Raw genomic sequence first — 17,653 nt, 5'->3', positions numbered from 1 at the left:
GGGCTCAGCGATCCGGCTTGAAGACCCCGGGCTCCAGCTCGTGGCGCCCCAGCAGCTTGTAGAAGTCGGTGCGGTTGCGTCCGGCGATGCGGGCCGCCTGGGTCACGTTGCCCTCGGTGATCTTGAGCACCTTGATCAGGTAGCTGCGCTCGAAGGCGGCCCGGGCGTCGTTGAAGGTGGGCAGGGCACTGTCCTCGGCGATCAGCGCCTGGGAGACCAGGGCCTCCGGGATGATCGCCGTGCTGGTCAGCGCCACGCACTGCTCCACCACGTTGACCAGCTGACGCACGTTGCCCGGCCAGGCGCTGGCGGCCAGCAGGTTGAGCGCCTCCGGCGAGAAGCCCTTGACGAAGGGCTTGTGGCGCTCGGCCGCCTTGGCCACCAGGTGCTTGGCCAGCAGCGGCACGTCCTCGGCGCGCTCCTTGAGGGCCGGCAGGCGCAGGTTGACCACGTTGAGGCGGTAGTAGAGGTCCTCGCGGAACTCCCCCTCGCGCATGGCGCGGTCCAGGTCGCGGTGGGTGGCCGAGATGATGCGCACATCGATGGGGATCGACTGGGTGGAGCCCAGCGGACGGATCTGGCGCTCCTGGAGGGCGCGCAGCAGCTTCACCTGCAGCGGCAGCGGCATGTCGCCGATCTCGTCGAGGAACAGGGTGCCGCCGTCGGCGGCCTGGAACAGACCGTTGTGCTCGCTGACCGCCCCGGTGAAGGCCCCCTTGGCATGGCCGAACAGCTCGCTCTCCAGCAGCTGCTCCGGCAGGGCCCCGCAGTTGATCGCCACGAAGGGCTTGTCGGCGCGGCGGCTCACCCGGTGGATGGCGTTGGCCAGCAGCTCCTTGCCCGAGCCGGAGGGGCCGGTGATCAGCACGCTGACGTCGGAGCCGGCCACCATCCGGGCCTGCTCGAGGATGCGCTCCATCACCGGGCTTCGGGTGATGATCTCGGCGCGCCAGGCGTCGTCCCCTTCGAGGGCGGGGCCAGGCGCCTGGGCCAGGGCCTGGTCGATGGCCGCGAACAGCTCGTCGCGGTCCACCGGCTTGGTGAGGAAGCTGAAGACGCCCTGGCGGGTGGCACTGACCGCATCGGGAATCGAGCCGTGGGCGGTGAGCAGGATCACCGGCAGCCCCGGTGCCTGGCGCTGCACCTCCTGGAACAGCGCCAGGCCGTCCATCTCGTCCATGCGCAGGTCGGTGAGCACCAGCTCGGGGCGATCGAGCTCCAGCACCCTGAGCGCCTCGCGGCCGCTCTCGGCGGTGGTGACCCGGAAGCCGCGGCTCTCCAGGCGCATGCCCAGCAGCTTGAGCAGGCTCACATCGTCATCCACCAGCAGGATATGCGGGCCGGTGGAACCGCGCGGGCCCGGCGCCAGGCCGCCCGCCATCCGGACACCCTGAGTGTGGGCCTGCAGGTGCAGGGAGGTCGCGTGTTTCACGGTCGTTCTCCTGTCATTCGGTCTGCTGTCGCAGGTTGATGCTCTGTTCGATGGCAGTGAGCGCCTCGAGCTTCTCGGCCAGGTCGGCGTTCTCCTCCTCCAGCGCCGCGCGGCGCGCTTTTCGCATCGGCCAGCTCGCCCCGCGTACGCTCCAGGCGGCCGACCATGGCGCGGCGCCCCTCCAGCTCGTTCAGCCAGTAGCGCAGCAGCGGCTGCAGCTCCACCGGTGCCGCGGCGAGGTCGGCCTTGAAGAGCTCGGAGGCCTGGTCCCACTCGCGCTCGTTGCCCCAGGCAAGCGCCACGGCGCGGGCCAGGCGACGCTCGTTGGCGTTCCCCTGGAGCCGGGTGAGCATGCCGTCGCGCCAGGCACGGTCGCCACGCTGGGAGACCAGCCCGAAGGCCACCCAGTCATGCAGCAGGCACGCCTCGTCGTCGAAGCCGGGAACCTCGGCATGGCAGCCGCTGACCGCCGACGCCGCCGCACTGAGCGCGGGCCGGGACGGCTGGGCAAAGGGCGATTGCGGAAGCAGTTCGCAGCCGGCAAGCCAGAGCACACTCGCACAGGCCAGCAGGGGGCGTAGTCGCATGAGGGTCAGTTCCTTGCATGGTGGCCCGCCTCCAAGGCGGGCATCCGGGAATGGGGAAGCGCCTCGGTCGGTATCCCGAGCGGCAGGGTCAACCGGAAGCAGACCGCGAGGCGGTCATCCTCGACCAGCTCGAGCCGGCCATGTTGGAGCCGGGCGCAGTCGGCGGCCACCGAGAGGCCGATGCCGGACCCCTTGAGCGGCCCCTTGCGTCGGGCGCGGCCCTGGTAGAAGGCCTCGAACAGCCGGTGGCGGTCCTCCTCGGCGATGGGGTCGCCGCTGTTGGCCACATCCACCTCCAGCCGGTCGCGCAGGCGCTTGGCGCGAATCTCCAGCTCGCCGCCATCCGCCCCGTAGGCGATGGCGTTGGAGATCAGGTTGTCGAGGATGCGGGCGGTAATGGTGCGATCCAGCGACCACTCCAGGGGGGCGTCGAAGCAGGTCACCCGCATGCCCTTGCTGGACAGGGCCAGGCGATGCTTGGCCAGCACCTCCCGGATCACCACGGTGATGTCCAGTCGCTCCGGGGCAACCTGGCGGTTGTGCTGCAGCAGGTTGTAGTCGAGCAGCTGCTCGATCAGCCGCTGCAGCTCGGCACCGCTGGCGTCGATCAGCCCGAGCACCTCGAGCTGGCGCGGAGTCAGCTCGCCGGCCACGCCGTCGGCGAGCAGCGCCGTTCCCTCGCGCACGCTGGCCAGCGGCGTCTTGAGCTCGTGGGACATGTGGCGCAGGAACTGCTGCTTCTCGGCCTCGAGCTCATCCAGCCGCGAGGCGAGCCAGTCGAGGCGCTCGTCGAGCTGGACCAGCTCGGCCGGCCCCTGCACGGAGCGTGTCACCTCGCGCGGCGCCCCGCTGCCGATGCCCAGGATGCGCCGCTCGAGCTGGCGCACCGGGCGGATGATCAGCCAGGTGAAGAGCAGCATCAGCACCAGGCTGGCCGAGACCAGCGCCGCGGTCTGCAGCCACAGCCGGGTCTGCACCCCCTCGGCGCGCTCGCGGATGCTCTCGATGCGGATGTCGATATGGCGGTTGGTGGCGCGCCGAATCGCCTCGGTGCGTTCGGCGAAGGGGGGAAACAGCACCAGCTGCTCGCGAAACGCCTCCAGGGGCAGCTCGGGCAGGCGCTCCAGCACCTCCAGCTGGCGCTCCAGCACCGCCACATCGGGCTCCTCGCCGAGCAGCAGGCGCTGGTGCGCGAGAATCGCCCGATACTCCTCGAGGCGCTCGGCATAGATCTCGAGCAGGCTCTCCTGCTCCACCACGGCATACTGGCGGGCGCTGCGCTCCATTTCGAGCGCCAGGGCCCCCTGGGTGCGCGCACGGCGGGTCTCCTCCACCGCCTGGCGGGCACTGACATCGGCCAGGCGCGACAGCTCCGAGAGCGCCTGGCCGGCCTGGAACATCAGCACGCCAAGCGGCAGCATCACCACGAGAAAGGCGAGCAGCACGAGCTGAAACAGTGAACGGGGGCGCCAACGACGCGTTACACGAGTAGTCATGTCCAGCGTTCTTTGCAGGATGAATCGGGGCAGAAAAGCAGGAGATACCGCCATCTTCTTGACCTGTAGGATACCAGAGTTCTGCCAGCCGACGCGGCACCAAACTTCCTGCTCGCTTCCCGCCAGCTGCCGGTTCGGCGAGCACGAGGCGGGAAAAAAAAGGGCCGGCGGAGCCGGCCCAAGTACGCAGGGAACTGAAGGGTTTGGAAAGTGGGCCAAAGGACCGCCTGACCGGTACAGTCGACACGCTTTCCGTGGGCCCTGAGGCCCCGAAGCCATGTGGATCCCTTCGCCGCCAGGGGCTGGCTCCACATGCGGGTGGCGTACCATGGAATGGCCCACCGCCCTGCTTCGTTCCTGGCACCACCGCCTCGGCCGGACCGATGGCGATGCTGCGCGATTCGATCCCCCCCGAGGGGGAGAGGCATCCATGCCAGGGCATCCTTGCCCAAAGTGGTACACGTCCTTGACTGCGTCGGTACCCGTCTCATCGCAACCTTGAGTCACACATCGCTAGGAGCAGACGCTGATCGCCTTGGGGGGCCGGGCGCACAGGGCAGTGATTGCCCGAACTCCCTTGGCGATCGAAAGCGGTTCGAGCCGTAGTGAACCGCTTCCGTTGCTCACCTAGACTATTGCGATCCACGTGCCAGAAATGACAATACATATTAAAAATCAAATAGTTAAAAACGCTGCGACCGAGGGGAATCGGCCAGGAGAGGGAAGCGGGGCCCTCAGGGGGCCCTGGAGGGCGCTTTTCTGTTGCCAGTTGGCGACGGCTTTGTTCGCAAAGAAAAATATCCCTTTATAATCAAATGCTTTTGATGTCACCCTCTGGCGACATCGAAACCCGAGGCGACGCAGAAATGCGACGCCCCGGCTTTCGGCCAGCGGTCTGGCAGGGGGAGATGGCGCCTCAGCCGCGCCCGGGGGCGAGCGGCTTGACCAGGATCTTGGACTTGCGCGCGTGGTTGTAGGTGTCGCGCTTGAGCGGCGGCAGCGCGTCGATATCGGCCAGGCGGAAGCCGTGCTCGAAGAACCAGTGGGTGGTGTGGGTGGTGAGCGCGAACAGCGCGGCCAGGCCGAGGCGCCGGGCACGCCGCTCGACCTCGGCGAGCAGCAGCTCGCCGCGGCTGCCGCCGCGATAGTCGCCATGCACCGCCACGCAGGCCAGCTCGCCCATGTCGGCGGCGTCGAAGGTGTGCAGGGCGGCACAGGCGATGATCATGCCGTCGCGCTCGATCACCAGGTAGTCGTCGATCTCGTGCTCGAGGCGCTCCCGGGAGCGCGGCACCAGCATGCCGCGGTGCTCGAGGGGCTCGAGCAGCTCGAGCAGGCCGCCGATATCGGCCAGCTCTGCCGGGCGCAGCTGCTCGTAGCGATGCTGGGTGATCATGGTGCCCACCCCGTCGCGGGTGAACAGCTCACCGAGCAGGGCGTCATGGTCGTGCCAGGAGAGCAGGTGGGTACGGGCCACCCCGTGGCGGGCGGCCTGGCAGGCCGCCTCCAGGTGGCGAGCCAGCTCGCTGCCGGCCAGCGCCTGACCGAGCAGCGGCTCGGCCTCGCCCGGGGTGAGCTGGCGCTGCATCTGGCCGCTCTGGTCGAACAGGCCGCTGGCCTCGCCGAGCAGGATCAGCTTGTCGGCGCCGAGCGCCATGGCGGCGTGCTGGGCCACGTCGGAGGCGTTCAAGTCGAACACCTCGCCGGTGCTGGAGAAGCCCAGCGGCGGCAGCACCACCAGCGAGCCCCGCTCCAGCAGCCCCTGAATGGCCGCGGCGCGCACCCGGCGCACCTCGCCGCTGCGGTCGAAGTCGATCCCCTCGCGCACCCCCAGCGGCTTGGCCATCACCAGGTTGCCGGAGACTGCGGTGAGCTCGACGCCGTGCATGGGAGTGTTGGGCAGCCCAAGCGACAGACGCGCCTCGAGCCACAGGCGCTGCTCGGCGGCGACCCGCTCGATGCAGGCCATCACCGCCTCGTCGGCGATCCAGCGCCCCTGATGCAGGCCGGGCGAGATGCCGGCCTCGTCCAGGGCCTGCTGCACCTGGGGGCGGATGCCGAACACCACCACCAGGCGCACGCCCAGCGTGTGCAGCAGCGCCAGGTCCTGGATCAGCTGCTCCCCTCGCCCGCGCGCCATGGCCTCGCCCTCGATCAGGATGACGAAGGTGCGCCCGCGGTGGGCGTTGATGTAGGGCGACGAGTTGCGGAACCAGTCGACGAAGGGGAAGCGTGTTTCCAAGAACCTCTCTCCAGGGGCGATGAATGCGGGGAAGCGAGAATCGAGAATAGCAGAGCCGCGAAAGCCGCGGCACCACCGCCACAAGGACGAGGCCCGCGCGGTTGCGCGGGCCTCGCCTCGGGGCACCTCGCCGGGGCGGCCTAGCCGAAGATCCCCTTGAAGGTAAAGAAGAACAGGATCGACAGGCCGGCGCCGGCCGGCAGGGTGATCAGCCAGGACATCACGATGGTGCCGATCACGCTCAGATTGAGCGCCGCCATGCCGCGGGCCAGGCCCACTCCCAGCACCGCCCCCACCAGGGTATGGGTCGTGGAGATCGGCAGGCCGGTGCCCGAAGCCAGCACCACGGTGGTGGCGGCGGCCAGGGTGGCGGCGAAGCCACGGCTGGGGGTCAGCTCGGTGATGCCGGTGCCCACGGTGGCGATCACCTTGTGGCCATAGGTGACCAGGCCGAAGACGATGCCGCCACCGCCCAGCATCAGCACCCACCAGGGCACCAGGGCCGCGCTGTCGATCACGCCGTCGCTGCGCACCACGCTGATCACCGCGGCCAGCGGGCCGACGGCGTTGGCCACGTCGTTGGAGCCGTGGGCGAAGGCCATGGCACAGGCGGTGAAGATCATCAGCACGCCGAACACCCGCTCCACGTTGCTGAAGCCGAAGTGGTCATCGGCGCGCCGCTCGTACTTGATCCGCCGTTGCAGGGAGATGCCGGTCCCCATGATGACGGCGCCGATCAGCAACGAGAAGAGGAAGCTCTGGCCGAAGCTGAGGTCGAGGCCGACATGGGTCAGGCCCTTGGTCAGGGTCACCATGGCGACGATGAAGCCGACCAGGAAGGTGTAGACCGGCACGTAGCGCTTGGCGGCGGCGAAGGGGTCGTGGGACTCGAAGATCAGGTGCTGTACCGACTTGAAGAGCACGAAGGCGATGGTGCCGGCCAGCAGCGGCGAGACCACCCAGCTGGAGGCGATGGTGCCGACCCGGTTCCAGGCGACCGCCTCCATGCCCAGCCCCACGGCGCCGAAGCCGACGATGGCGCCGACGATGGAGTGGGTGGTGGAGACCGGCCAGCCCTTGGCGGAGGCCACCAGCAGCCAGATGGCGGCGGCCAGCAGCGCGGAGAGCATGCCGTAGACCAGCAGCTGGGGATTGGCCTCCAGCAGCGCCGGGTCGACGATGCCGCCGCGGATGGTGGCCGTCACCTCGCCGCCGGCCAGCCAGGCGCCGAGGAACTCGAAGATCACGGCGATGATGATCGCCTGCTTGATGGTGATGGCCTTGGAGCCCACCGAGGTGCCCATGGCGTTGGCCACGTCGTTGGCACCGACGCCCCAGGCCATGAAGAAGCCGAAGAGGCAGGCCAGGATGATGAAGATTTCGCCGTGCTGCGCGATGATCGACATAGGGAGTGGTTTCCTATGTGGCTTGTCGTGAGTGGCGTGTGGGTGGCAGGCCCTGGATCGGCGGGCCGGCAGGAGGGGAAAAGGGCTCAGCGAGCCGTCAGGATCTGCAACCGGCTGCCTACGCGCTCGGCGCGGTCGGAGAGTTCGCCGACCCAGTCGATGATCTTGTAGAGGAAGATCACGTCCACCGGCGGCAGCTCGCTCTCCAGCTCGAAGAGCTGGCGGCGAATGGCCACCTGCTGGCCATCGGCCTGCTGCTCGAGCACGTGCAGCTGGCGGATCAGGCGCTGCATCACGTCGGAGACGTTGCGGCCGAAGCCGGACTCCAGCAGCGCCTCGAGCTCCTCCATGGCCTCCCGGGCCTGGGCCACGCAGGCCACCGCGGTGCGCATGTAGTCGCGCATGGCGCCGGCCAGGGGCTCGGGGATCTGCATGGTGCGGCCGAGCATGATGCCGGTGATGTCACGCACCTTGTTGGCCATCTTGTCCTGGACGCTGATCAGCTCCAGCAGGTCGGTGCGCGAGACCGGCAGAAAGAGGGTGTTGGGCAGGTTGAGGCGCAGCTCGGTCTTGAGCTCGTCGGCCTCGTGCTCCAGGCGCGTGATGGTCTCGCGGACCCTCGCGGCCTCTTCCCAGTCGCCGGCCAGGGTGGCCTCGAAGAAGGGCAGCAGCTGGTCGGCACACTCCTGCGCCTTGACGATATGCGCCAGCAGCGGCTGAAATGGCGAACGACCGAACATGGCCGAGAAGGGGTTGGGGGTAACCATAGGATTCTGTCGGCTTGGCAAATGGCGGCGACAGTATAGAGGGCACCCCTGCCAGCGTCATGGAAAAATCATCCAGAATTCATCGACACGAGGTGGCACCGCCATGAGTCATGAGATAGAGCTGAAGCTCGCCCTGGGCCAGGAGGGCCCCGCGGCGCTGCGCCGCCACCCCCTGCTGGCGGGCCTCGCCTGCGAGGTGCAGCACCTCGGCAACACCTACTTCGACACCCCCCAGGGCGACCTGGAGGCGGCCCGCATGGCGCTGCGCCTGCGGCGGCTGGACGGGCGGGTGCTGCAGACGGTGAAGACCCGTGGCGCGGGCGGCGGCGGGCTGTCGCGCCGCGGCGAGTGGGAGTGGGAGGTCCCCGGGCCGGGGCTCGACCTGGCGGGCCTGGCCGGGCTGCCGCCGGCCGCGCTGGGCGACGGGGTGCTCGCCCGGCTCGAGCCTCGCTTCACCACCGACTTCCGCCGCGAGACCCGCCTCATCGATCACGCAGGTGCGCGCATCGAGGTGGCCCTGGACGAGGGAGAGATCGCGGCCGCCGGCCGGCGGGTGGCCATCCGCGAACTGGAGCTCGAGCTCAAGGAGGGCGAGCCCGAGGCCCTCTGGTCGCTGGCCGAGGCGCTGGCCGGCGCGGTGCCACTGCACCCCGCGGACACCAGCAAGGCCGCCCGGGGTGGCGCCCTGCTGGCCGGCGCCTGGCGGCTGCCCGAGGGGGGCACGCCCAGTGCCTGGCTGCATCGCGCCGTGGTGGCCCTGGATGCCCTGGCCGACAGCGACGATGACACCTGGCGCCAGGCGGCCCGGGAGGCCCTCGCGCGGCTGGCCGAGGCGAGCAGCAGCGACCGCGGAGGCGACCGCGGCGACGCGGCGCGAGGGCTGGCCGAGGCGCTTGGCGATCCGGTCTGGCTGACCCCGGCGTTCGGCCTGGCCATGGTGCGCCTGGCCCGGAGCCTGCCCGCCGACAACGCCCTCGCCTGACCCTGCCCCTTCGCGAACCGGCTCAAGGAAAAGCGCCATGAATCTCGAGTTCAAGCCCGGCGGGGAAGGCCTGCGCACCCGCGCCTTCCAGATCATCTTCGAGTCGGACACCCCGCTGGGCCAGGGGCTCTCGGTGATGGTCATGCTCACCGGCTACTCGATCATCGTGGTGCCCACCGGGGTCTTCTCGGCCCAGGTGATCCGCTCGATCCGCCAGGAGCGCCACTCCGACGAGGCGTGCCCCGGCGGCGGCTGCCATTACTCGCGGAAGGGGGCGACGTCGCCGCGCCCCTCGCGCAGGATCGTCGGCGGCAGGTCGCGCAGGTCCACCACGCTGGTGGGCTCCAGGTGGCAGGCGCCACCGTCGATGATCAGGTCGAGCTGGGCGCCGAAGCGGTCGCGGATCTCCTCGGCATCGGTCATCGGCAGCTCATCGCCCGGCGGGATCAGCGTCACGCTCATCAGCGGCTCGCCCAGCGCCTCGAGCAGGGCATGGGTGATGGCGTGGTCCGGCACCCGCACCCCGATGGAGCGCCGCTTGGGGTGCAGCAGCAGTCGCGGCACCTCGGTGGTGGCATGCAGGATGAAGGTATAGGCCCCCGGCGTGTGGGCCTTGAGCAGCCGGAAGACGGCGTTGTCCACCTTGGCGTAGGTGCCGATCTCCGAGAGATCGGAGCAGACCAGGGTGAAGTTGTGCTTGTCATCCAGGGAGCGCAGCCGCTTGATCTTCTCGACGGCCTTCTTGTCGCCGAGGTGGCAGCCCAGGGCGTAGCCCGAGTCGGTGGGGTAGGCCACCACCCCGCCGGCGCGGATGATCTGGATGGCCTGGTCGATCAGGCGCTTCTGGGGGTTGTCGGGGTGAAGCTGGAAGAACTGGCTCATGGTGTCGCTCCCTGTGCAAAGGCCATGCGGATGATGGTGTGACTATAGCGCGCCGACGCAGGCGACGAGCCTGGGGTGGGTCCACACCGGCGGCGTGGCCGTGCGCGGCACCGGGCTCATGCTGCCCGGCGCCAGGTGGCCGCCGGGAAAGTGGAAGTCGCTGCCCAGCGAGGCGTAGAGCTCGCGCTCCTGGAGCTGGCGGGCCAGGTCGCGGGTGGCATCGGGGTTCTGGAAGCCGCTGACCAGCTCGGCGGCCTGCCCGCCCGCCTCGCGGAAGGCATCCAGCAACAGGCCGCGCTTGCGCCGAGTCAGGCCGTGGCGCAGCGGATGGGCCAGCACCGCTACGCCGCCCGCGGCGACGATCCAGGCCACCGCCTCGCTGAGCCCCGGCCAGTGAGACTTGACGTCCCCGGCCTTGCCATCGCCCAGGTGCTTCTTGAAGGCGGTGGCGACGTCGGGCACCAGGCCCGCCGCCACCAGCGCCCGGGCGAAGTCGGGCCTGCCCAGGGGGCGCTCGCTGCCGGCCTGCTCCCGGGCCCGGGCCAGGGCATTCTCGAGGCCTAGCTTCTCCAGACGCTCGGCGATCTTGAGCGCCCGCCGCTCGCGCGCCTCGGCCTGGGCCGCCAGCCCCTCGGCCAGGGGGCCGCGCACGCCCTGCGGCAGCAGCCCCACCACGTGGATATTGTGGCCGCGCCATTGGGTGGAGAGCTCGGTGCCGGGGATCAGGGTGAGCCCCTCCCGCGCCGCCGCCGCCGCGGCCTCTGGCACCCCGGCCAGGGTGTCGTGGTCGGTCAGCGCGACGTGGGTCAGCCCCCGCGCCTTGCACAGCGCCAGCAGCGCCTCGGGCGAGAGAGCGCCATCCGAGGCGGTGGAGTGCATGTGCAGGTCGATGGCGAGCGGTTCGGGGTCGCCCTCGAAACGGGCGGGAAGTGGGGACATTGGCATGACGCCGGCTGGGGACTTTGTCAGAATGGCTTTCCATGGTGCGCGCCAGGCCCTGCGCGGTCAATCGCAGGCGCATCCTGCAGCGCCAGCCGTCCAACCCGAGGAAACCACTGCCATGCTCTATGCCATCATCAGTGAAGACGTGAACAACAGCCTGGAACGGCGCCTGGCCGCCCGCCCGGATCACCTGGCGCGCCTCGAGCTCCTGCGTGACGAGGGCCGTCTGGTGCTGGTCGGCCCCCACCCGGCCATCGACAGCGAGGACCCGGGCGAGGCGGGCTTCACCGGCAGCCTGGTGGTCGCCGAGTTCGAGAGCCTCAAGGAGGCCCAGGCCTGGGCCGACGCCGACCCCTACATGATCGCCGGGGTCTACGCCAGGGTCACGGTGAAGCCGTTCAAGAAGGTGATGCCCTGACCCCCTGCCCTTCACGGCACCTTGTCCACAGCCGAGTTTTGCACAGAGGCTGTGGATAAGACTGTTGAAACGCCGCGGACGCTTTTCCCCAGCCGGCATGGGGCGCCGCCGCGGCGCCATTGATCAGATAGTGACCAGCCCTCTCGCCTGAGACCACCCCCGCCATGGAGCTCCCGTGACCGCCGCCCCCGATGGCCTGCCCCCGCTCGCCGCCCTGGAGACCGCTCGCCTCGACTGGCAGCGCGATGACACCGGCGAGGAGGCCCCCCGCTCCGCCGCCTTCGACGACGTCTACTTCTCGCGCCACGACGGCCGCGCCGAGACCGAGCATGTCTTCCTCGGCGGCAACCGGCTGCCGCAGCGCTTCGCCGACTGGCAGGCGCGCCGGCCCTTCGTGATCGGCGAGACCGGCTTCGGCACCGGGCTCAACATGCTGGTCGCCTGGGCCTGCTTCGACGCCCATGCCCCGGCGCAGGCGCGGCTGCACCTGGTCTCCACCGAGAAGTTTCCGCTCTCCCGCGAGGACCTGGCCTCGGCGCGGTGGGCCAGCTGGGCCGACCTGGCCCACCGCGCCGAGGCGCTGCTGGCCCAGTGGCCCGAGCCGGTGGCGGGCGTCCACCGGCTGTGGCTCGACCCGCGGGTCACCCTGGACCTGCACTTCGGCGACGCCGCCGAGCGCCTCGCCCTGCTCGATGGCCGGGTCGACGCCTGGTTCCTGGACGGCTTCGCGCCCGCGAAGAACCCCCAGATGTGGCAGCCCGAGCTGTTCGCGGCCATGGCCGCCCGCTCGCGCCCCGGCACCACCTTCGCCACCTTCACCTGCGCCGGGGTGGTCAAGCGTGGCCTGGCGGCGGCGGGCTTCGCCTGGCGCAAGGTGCCGGGGTTCGGGCGCAAGCGCGAGATGCTGGCCGGCGATATCACAAGCCCCCCCGAGGATCCCCGCCGCACCCGCGCCCCCTGGTTCACGCCGCCTGCGGCTCGGCCGCCGCGTCATGTGGCGGTGATCGGCGCCGGCATCGCCGGCGCCAGCGTGGCCGCCGCCCTGTCGCGGCGCGGCATCGAGGTCACCCTCATCGACCGCTTCGACCGGGCGACCCTGGGCGAGACCCACCTGCAGGGGGCGCTCTACGTCAAGCTGGCCGTGGAGACCAACCTCCAGAGCCGGGTCTACCTGGCCGGGCTGCTCCACAGCCGGCGCTGGCTGGCGTGGCTCGACCCGGACCAGCGCCTGTGGCGCCCCAGCGGCGTGCTGCAGCTGGCGCTGAGCGAGAAGGAGCAGGCACGCCAGGCGCGCTTCCTGGCGGGACACCCCCTGCCGGAGAGCGTGGTGCGCGGCCTCGACGCCGAGGCGGCCAGCGCCGTCGCCGGCGTCAGGGTCACCGCCCCCGCGCTGGACTACCCGAATGCCGCCTGGGTCCGCCCCCTGGAGCTCTGCGTTCGCCTCGCGGCAAGCCCGGGCGTGCGCTTCCGCCAGGGCGAGGTCAGGGCCCTGCAGGCGGAGGACGACGGCTGGGCGCTGACCCTGGCCGACGGCGAGCGCCTCGCGGCCGACCAGGTGGTGGTCGCCGGGGCCAGCGAGGCCGCCGCCTTCGCCCAGACCGCCGGCCTGCCGCTGCAGCCGGTACGCGGACAGGTCAGCCAGCTCGCCCTGCCCGAGGGCGCCCCCGCCCTGGAGCGGGTGGTGTGCGCCGGCGGCTATGTGCCGCCCGCGGCGGACGGGGTGCTCAATTTCGGCGCCACCTTCGGCCCCGGTGAGACCGACCCCACCGAGCGCGAGGCCGACCACGCGGCCAACCTGGCCGAGCTCGCCCGCGGCCTGCCCGATTTCGTGGCGGTCCTGCGCGCCGCCGGCGCCGACCTCGCGCCCGAGCGCCTCACCGGCCGGGTGGGCGTGCGGGCGGCGAGCCCAGACAAGTCACCCTACGCCGGCCCGGTGCCCGACGCCGAGGCGTGGCGGGAGGACTACGCCGTGCTGGCCAAGGACGCCACTCGCGTCCCGGACGTCTCCGGGCGCCACCATGCCGGACTCTGGATCAGCAGCGCCCACGGCTCGCGAGGGCTCGCCAGCGCCCCGCTCTGCGCGGAGCTCATCGCCTCGCGGATCTGCGACGAGCCGCTGCCCCTGGAGCAGCCGCTCGCCGACCACCTGCATCCCGGCCGGCGGCTGATTCGCGACATCATCCAGGGCAAGTAAGCGAGAGGCGTCAGGAACGGCTCGTGGAGGGGGCCCTACCCCTCTTCCTCGTCATCAGCCAGGTCCCGCCCAAAGGCCCGCCACTGGGCCAGGGTCATCACCTCGGTGGTCTCGGTCTGCAGGTCGTGGGCGATGATCAGCTCGTCGCGCTCGAGCTGGCGCCGGAGCTCCCCCACCCAGCCGCGCATCCCCTCGCCGGTATCGCTGGTGTCATAGCCCTGGCGGGTGACGAAGGCCTCCAGCAGCGCCTCCAGGGTCTCGGCGGGCAGCATGCGGTAAGGCACCTCGATAAAGCGTCCGCTCATGCTTCGCCCTCCTCGTCGCTACCCTGGTGGCTGGCGCGTTCGCGTTCGCCGGCCTCCCAGGCGGCCAGCCGCTCGAGGAAGGCCGCCTCGTCGAGCACCGGCACGCCGAGCTGCATCGCCTTCTCCAGCTTGCTGCCGGCGGCCTCCCCGGCCACCAGACCCGCGGTCTTCTTGGAGACGCTGCCGGCCACCTTGGCGCCCAGCGCCTGCAGCCGCGCCTTGCCCTCGTCGCGGGTCATGCTCGCCAGGGTGCCGGTGAGCACCCAGGTCTGGCCGGCCAGCGGCTGCGGCCGTTCGCCCACCGCCTCCTCCTCCCAGCGCAGGCCGCAGGCGATCAGGTCGTCGACGGTCTCGCGGTTGTGGGGCTGACGGAAGAAGGTATGCACGTGGGCGGCGACGATGGGGCCCACATCCTCCACTGCCTCGAGATCGGCCTGCTCGGCGCTCATCAGCGCCTCCAGGGTGCCGAAGTGGCGCGCCAGGTTGGCCGCCGTCGCCTCGCCCACCTCGCGGATCCCCAGGGCATAGATGAAACGCGCCAGGGTGGTGGCCCGGGCCTTGGCCAGGGCCGCCACCAGGTTCTCCGAGGACTTCGCCCCCATGCGCGGCAGCTCCGCCAGGCGCTCGGCCTCCAGGCGAAAGAGATCCGCCGGGGTGGTGACCCAGTCGCGCTCGACCAGCGCCTCGATCAGCTTCTCTCCGAGCCCGTCGATATCCAGCGCACGGCGCGAGGCGAAATGCTTGAGCGCCTCCTTGCGCTGGGCGGCACAGTAGAGCCCGCCGGAGCAGCGAGCCACCACCTCGCCCTCGAGGCGCTCGATCTCGGCCTCGCACACCGGGCAGCGCTCGGGAAAGACGATCTCGCGGGCATCGGAGGGCCGCAGCTCCTTCATTACCCGCACCACCTGGGGAATCACGTCGCCGGCGCGGCGAATGGCCACGGTGTCGCCGATCATGACGCCGAGCCGCGCGATCTCGTCGGCATTGTGCAGGGTGGCGTTGGAGACGGTAACCCCGGCCACCGAGACCGGCTCGAGGCGGGCCACCGGGGTGATGGCGCCGGTGCGTCCCACCTGGAACTCCACGTCGTTGAGCCGGGTGGTCTGCTCCTGGGCGGGAAACTTGAAGGCGATGGCCCAGCGCGGCGCCCGGGCCACGAAGCCCAGTTCGCGCTGCAGGCGCAGGTCGTCGACCTTGATCACCACGCCGTCGATGTCGTAGTCCAGCCCGTCGCGCTTCTCGCCGAGGCGCCGACAGTAGTCGATGATCCCCGCCGCGCCCGTAACGACAGCCAGCTCCCGGCTGGTGCGAAAGCCGAAGTCGCCGAGGTGGGCCATCAGCGCGCTGTGGGTGGCATCCCCCTGGGGCGGTTCGATGCGTGCCACCTGGTAGGCGCTGAAGGTCAACGGGCGGGTGGCGGTGACCCTGGGGTCGAGCTGGCGCAGGCTGCCGGCGGCGGCGTTGCGGGGGTTGGCGAAGACCTTGGCCTCCTCGGCCCGGGCCCGGGCATTCATCGCCTCGAAGCTGGCGTGATCGATGGTCACCTCGCCGCGCACCTCGAGCAGGGCCGGGGGAGCGTCGCCGCGCAGCCGCAGCGGGATGGAGCGCAGGGTGCGCAGGTTGGAGGTGATGCCCTCGCCGGTGCGGCCATCGCCACGGGTAGCCCCGGTGATCAGCACGCCTTCCTCGTAGACCAGGGAGACGGCGGCACCGTCGAGCTTCGGCTCGCAGCAGAAGGCGATCGCGTCGCCCTCCACCTCCAGCCGCTCCGCCACCCGGGCAACGAAGGCGGCCAGTTCCTCCTCGCTGAAGGCGTTGTCCAGCGACAGCATCGGCACCGCGTGCTCGATCTCGGGAAATCCCGCGTCCGGCGGCGCCCCGACCCGTTGGGTGGGGGAGTCCGGGGTCACCAGCGCCGGATGAGCCGCCTCAAGCTCCTGCAGGCGCCGCAGCCGGCGGTCATAGTCGGCGTCGGTGAGGCTCGGGTCATCGAGCACGTAGTAGCGATGGTTGGCGTCATCGAGTTCGGCGCGCAGGCGCGCCACCTCGTCGAGAAGCGACTGATCGGCGTTGGTCATGGAAAACAGTGTCTCGATGGTTGGCAGGGCGTCGAGGCGGATGGCCCGCAGCGGGAAGCAATCAAGGCCTGCAAGCTTACCAAAGCAACACCCCCCGGTGGGATGCCGGGGGGTGTCGATGGGGCCTGGCCGATGCCGCTGGTCAGTTCACCTGATAGCGGTGCAGGCGATGGCGGCGCACGAACTCCTGCACGCGCTGACGGGCGAAGCCGACGGTCTGGGCGGTCATCACGCTGTGGTTCTCGTCCTTCAGCTCACCGCCCAGATGGCGCACGATCACCATGGCGGTCTCCACCATGGCCTCGAAGGCGGCCGAGGGGTCGTCGGCACCGGGCAGCGGCATCAGCAGGGTGATGCCCGGGGTGCGGAACTCATCCATGGCCTTGATGGGGAAGCTGCCCGGCTTGACCACGTTGACCATGGAGAACTGCAGGCGGCTCTCCGGGTCCTCGGTCTCGAAGCGGTGGAAGACCCCCATGTCGCGGTCATAGCGCAGGCCACAGGCCAGCATCAGATCCAGCAGGGCGGCGCCGGAGAAGCCTTCCTCATCACGCGACATCACGCTGATGACGATCAGCTCGCTGGCTGCGCTCAGGGTCTCCCGGGCATGCCCGGCGCTGACATCGTGGCGGAGCGCCTTCTCCAGCACCGGGTGCACGCGCACCTTGTCGCTGTTGAGCGCAGGCGCCAGGTCGGGCTCGGGGTCACGGAGGTCATCCGCCCGGGCAGTATCGTACTCGTACTCGTACTCGACGTCGGCGGGCTCGCTGCGGCGGGCGCGGGGCGGCGCGAAGAGCGGGTCGTTGTCGTCGGCCTCGGCGATGGCCTGAGCTTCGAGGCGGCGGCGCTCGGCCTCCAGGGCCGCACGCTCCGCTTCGGCCTGCTCCCGAGCCAGGCGCTGATGCTCGGCGTCGAGGGCGGCCTTCTCGGCCTTCTCCTTCTCGCGACGCGCCTTCTCCAGGCGCTTCTGCTCCCGGCGCTCGGCCAGGGTCTTCTGCAGGGAGGCCCCGAAGCGCTGGACGGAGGCGCCCACGCGTCTGGAGCCGCTCTTCAGGGAGTCCCCCATGCCTTCCAGGTCCACCAGCCGGTAGCGTTCGTCATCCTGCGGATGGCCGTCATGATCGTCGGGATCAGCGGCCAGGGGCTCATCGGTGCCTACCGCCAGGACAGCGTCATCGTCCAGGGCAGAGAGGCCCGGCTCGCGGCGCTCGGCCTGGAGCGGGTCGGCAGCCTTCGGACGGGGCGGCTCGGCCTGAGCGGACTCGGCCTTGACGGGCTCTGCCTTGACGGTCTCAGCCTGATCGGGCTCGGCCTTGGCGGGCTCGGGCTGAACGGCATCCAGCGGTGTGGATTCGGCCTGAACGGGTTCGGCCGGTGCCGCCGCGGCTGGCTCGACCGATGCGACCGAGGCCGCGGCAACCGGCTCGTCCTTCCTGGCCTTGGCGACCTTGACCTTGGCGGCCTTGGCATCGGCGGCCTTGGCATCGGCGGCCTTGGCATCGGCAGGCGTGTCGGCAACCCCTTCGCCGACGCCTAGCCCGGGCTCGCGCTTCGCGGCCGGCGCCTCGCCATCGCTGCGGAAGGCCTCGGCCTTGCGGCGGAAACTGGCCAGCACGCGGGATGGGCCAGGATGTTCCTGGCGCTCCAGCTTGGGCTTGGGCTGCACCTGGCTGTAGTCCGCGGGCCTGACGACTCGCGCCCCTCCGTTGGGCAATTCCCAGTTGATCTCGGCCTCGCGGGCCTGCTCGTCGGGGTCGGTGCCGCGAGTCTCTTCCGCTACCTCATCGAGGCGGGGAACTCGCCGCTGGCGCTGAAGGCGACGCACCCCATCCACCACGATGAGGGTCACCAGCGCCAACCCCAGGATGATCAGCCACTCTCTAAGTTCCATGGGTCGTCAGCCTTTCGCTTAGGCGCCATGC

14 protein-coding genes and 1 pseudogene are annotated in these 17,653 nt (G+C 70.5%); 4 read left to right on the top strand and 11 right to left on the bottom strand.

Features of this window, described 5'->3' with window-relative positions; translation table 11 throughout:
- Window positions 1-4 precede the first annotated feature (4 nt).
- From glrR to B6N23_RS12670, 6 genes are all read right to left on the bottom strand, one after another.
- On the bottom strand, window positions 5-1,381 hold the full coding sequence (gene glrR / locus B6N23_RS12695; protein ID WP_305503799.1) for a two-component system response regulator GlrR: 1,377 nt from the start codon (window positions 1,379-1,381) through the stop codon (window positions 5-7).
- 47 nt (window positions 1,382-1,428) lie between these two features.
- Window positions 1,429-2,019 (bottom strand): hypothetical protein, encoded by a 591-nt coding sequence (locus B6N23_RS12690; RefSeq protein WP_305499438.1) that lies wholly within the window; start codon window positions 2,017-2,019, stop codon window positions 1,429-1,431.
- A gap of 5 nt (window positions 2,020-2,024) precedes the next feature.
- Entirely contained in the window at window positions 2,025-3,515 is a 1,491-nt protein-coding gene (locus tag B6N23_RS12685) for a sensor histidine kinase (protein WP_305499436.1), read from the bottom strand.
- A gap of 916 nt (window positions 3,516-4,431) precedes the next feature.
- Window positions 4,432-5,757 carry an amino-acid N-acetyltransferase gene (gene argA / locus B6N23_RS12680; protein ID WP_169959267.1) on the bottom strand — a complete coding sequence of 442 codons (1,326 nt, stop codon included), beginning with the start codon at window positions 5,755-5,757 and terminating at the stop codon, window positions 4,432-4,434.
- A 140-nt stretch (window positions 5,758-5,897) separates the two neighbouring features.
- Window positions 5,898-7,163: an inorganic phosphate transporter gene (locus B6N23_RS12675; RefSeq protein WP_305499433.1), complete on the bottom strand. Its 1,266-nt coding sequence runs from the start codon at window positions 7,161-7,163 to the stop codon at window positions 5,898-5,900.
- Window positions 7,164-7,249: 86 nt separating this feature from the next.
- Window positions 7,250-7,930, bottom strand: coding sequence for a TIGR00153 family protein (locus B6N23_RS12670; protein ID WP_110068847.1), 681 nt, complete (start codon window positions 7,928-7,930; stop codon window positions 7,250-7,252).
- 103 nt (window positions 7,931-8,033) lie between these two features.
- On the opposite strand from B6N23_RS12670, the gene B6N23_RS12665 reads away from it, so the two are divergent.
- Together B6N23_RS12665 and B6N23_RS12660 are read left to right on the top strand one after the other, a co-directional pair.
- Window positions 8,034-8,912, top strand: a complete 879-nt coding sequence (locus tag B6N23_RS12665; protein WP_305499430.1) for a CYTH domain-containing protein — start codon at window positions 8,034-8,036, stop codon at window positions 8,910-8,912.
- A 109-nt stretch (window positions 8,913-9,021) separates the two neighbouring features.
- Window positions 9,022-9,165 (top strand): annotated as a pseudogene (locus tag B6N23_RS12660) (ion transporter); the annotation flags it as partial.
- A gap of 5 nt (window positions 9,166-9,170) precedes the next feature.
- On the opposite strand, the gene B6N23_RS12655 reads toward B6N23_RS12660, so the two are convergent.
- Window positions 9,171-9,794 carry an L-threonylcarbamoyladenylate synthase gene (locus tag B6N23_RS12655; protein ID WP_110068850.1) on the bottom strand — a complete coding sequence of 208 codons (624 nt, stop codon included), beginning with the start codon at window positions 9,792-9,794 and terminating at the stop codon, window positions 9,171-9,173.
- Between the two features lie 42 nt (window positions 9,795-9,836).
- A complete protein-coding gene (locus tag B6N23_RS12650; RefSeq protein WP_305499428.1) occupies window positions 9,837-10,739 on the bottom strand; it encodes a PHP domain-containing protein in 903 nt (300 codons plus the stop codon).
- Between the two features lie 115 nt (window positions 10,740-10,854).
- Here B6N23_RS12650 and B6N23_RS12645 point away from each other — a divergent pair, with 115 nt between their 5' ends.
- Complete coding sequence (locus tag B6N23_RS12645) at window positions 10,855-11,154, top strand: YciI family protein (RefSeq protein WP_110068852.1); 300 nt, start codon at window positions 10,855-10,857, stop codon at window positions 11,152-11,154.
- 175 nt (window positions 11,155-11,329) lie between these two features.
- On the top strand, window positions 11,330-13,348 hold the full coding sequence (mnmC, locus tag B6N23_RS12640) for a bifunctional tRNA (5-methylaminomethyl-2-thiouridine)(34)-methyltransferase MnmC2/FAD-dependent 5-carboxymethylaminomethyl-2-thiouridine(34) oxidoreductase MnmC1 (RefSeq protein WP_305499426.1): 2,019 nt from the start codon (window positions 11,330-11,332) through the stop codon (window positions 13,346-13,348).
- Window positions 13,349-13,383: 35 nt separating this feature from the next.
- Here mnmC and B6N23_RS12635 read toward each other — a convergent pair whose 3' ends face one another.
- The 3 genes from B6N23_RS12635 to zipA all read right to left on the bottom strand — a co-directional run bounded on the left by B6N23_RS12635 (window position 13,384) and on the right by zipA (window position 17,622).
- Window positions 13,384-13,653: a YheU family protein gene (locus B6N23_RS12635; RefSeq protein WP_110068854.1), complete on the bottom strand. Its 270-nt coding sequence runs from the start codon at window positions 13,651-13,653 to the stop codon at window positions 13,384-13,386.
- Window positions 13,650-15,731, bottom strand: a complete 2,082-nt coding sequence (ligA, locus tag B6N23_RS12630) for an NAD-dependent DNA ligase LigA (protein WP_305499424.1) — start codon at window positions 15,729-15,731, stop codon at window positions 13,650-13,652. Before ligA ends, B6N23_RS12635 begins: the two co-directional genes overlap by 4 nt.
- A 142-nt stretch (window positions 15,732-15,873) precedes the next feature.
- On the bottom strand, window positions 15,874-17,622 hold the full coding sequence (gene zipA, locus B6N23_RS12625) for a cell division protein ZipA (protein ID WP_305499422.1): 1,749 nt from the start codon (window positions 17,620-17,622) through the stop codon (window positions 15,874-15,876).
- Between the last annotated feature and the right edge of the window lie 31 nt (window positions 17,623-17,653).

This window comes from Halomonas alkalicola, assembly GCF_030704205.1.
GTDB lineage: Bacteria > Pseudomonadota > Gammaproteobacteria > Pseudomonadales > Halomonadaceae > Halomonas > Halomonas alkalicola.
Note: the sequence above shows the minus strand (reverse complement) of the source record. Positions and strands in the feature narration are given on the sequence as shown.

Bases quoted from the DNA above. Each gene is read 5' to 3' on its own strand.
- B6N23_RS12665 (WP_305499430.1), top strand. From the start codon at position 8,034: ATGAGTCATGAGATAGAGCTGAAGCTCGCCCTGGGCCAGGAGGGCCCC.
- B6N23_RS12690 (WP_305499438.1), bottom strand. From the start codon at position 2,019: ATGCGACTACGCCCCCTGCTGGCCTGTGCGAGTGTGCTCTGGCTTGCC.
- ligA (WP_305499424.1), bottom strand. From the start codon at position 15,731: ATGACCAACGCCGATCAGTCGCTTCTCGACGAGGTGGCGCGCCTGCGC.
- zipA (WP_305499422.1), bottom strand. From the start codon at position 17,622: ATGGAACTTAGAGAGTGGCTGATCATCCTGGGGTTGGCGCTGGTGACC.
- B6N23_RS12685 (WP_305499436.1), bottom strand. From the start codon at position 3,515: ATGACTACTCGTGTAACGCGTCGTTGGCGCCCCCGTTCACTGTTTCAG.
- B6N23_RS12655 (WP_110068850.1), bottom strand. From the start codon at position 9,794: ATGAGCCAGTTCTTCCAGCTTCACCCCGACAACCCCCAGAAGCGCCTG.
- B6N23_RS12675 (WP_305499433.1), bottom strand. From the start codon at position 7,163: ATGTCGATCATCGCGCAGCACGGCGAAATCTTCATCATCCTGGCCTGC.
- glrR (WP_305503799.1), bottom strand. From the start codon at position 1,381: ATGGCGGGCGGCCTGGCGCCGGGCCCGCGCGGTTCCACCGGCCCGCAT.
- B6N23_RS12670 (WP_110068847.1), bottom strand. From the start codon at position 7,930: ATGGTTACCCCCAACCCCTTCTCGGCCATGTTCGGTCGTTCGCCATTT.
- B6N23_RS12635 (WP_110068854.1), bottom strand. From the start codon at position 13,653: ATGAGCGGACGCTTTATCGAGGTGCCTTACCGCATGCTGCCCGCCGAG.
- B6N23_RS12650 (WP_305499428.1), bottom strand. From the start codon at position 10,739: ATGCCAATGTCCCCACTTCCCGCCCGTTTCGAGGGCGACCCCGAACCG.
- B6N23_RS12645 (WP_110068852.1), top strand. From the start codon at position 10,855: ATGCTCTATGCCATCATCAGTGAAGACGTGAACAACAGCCTGGAACGG.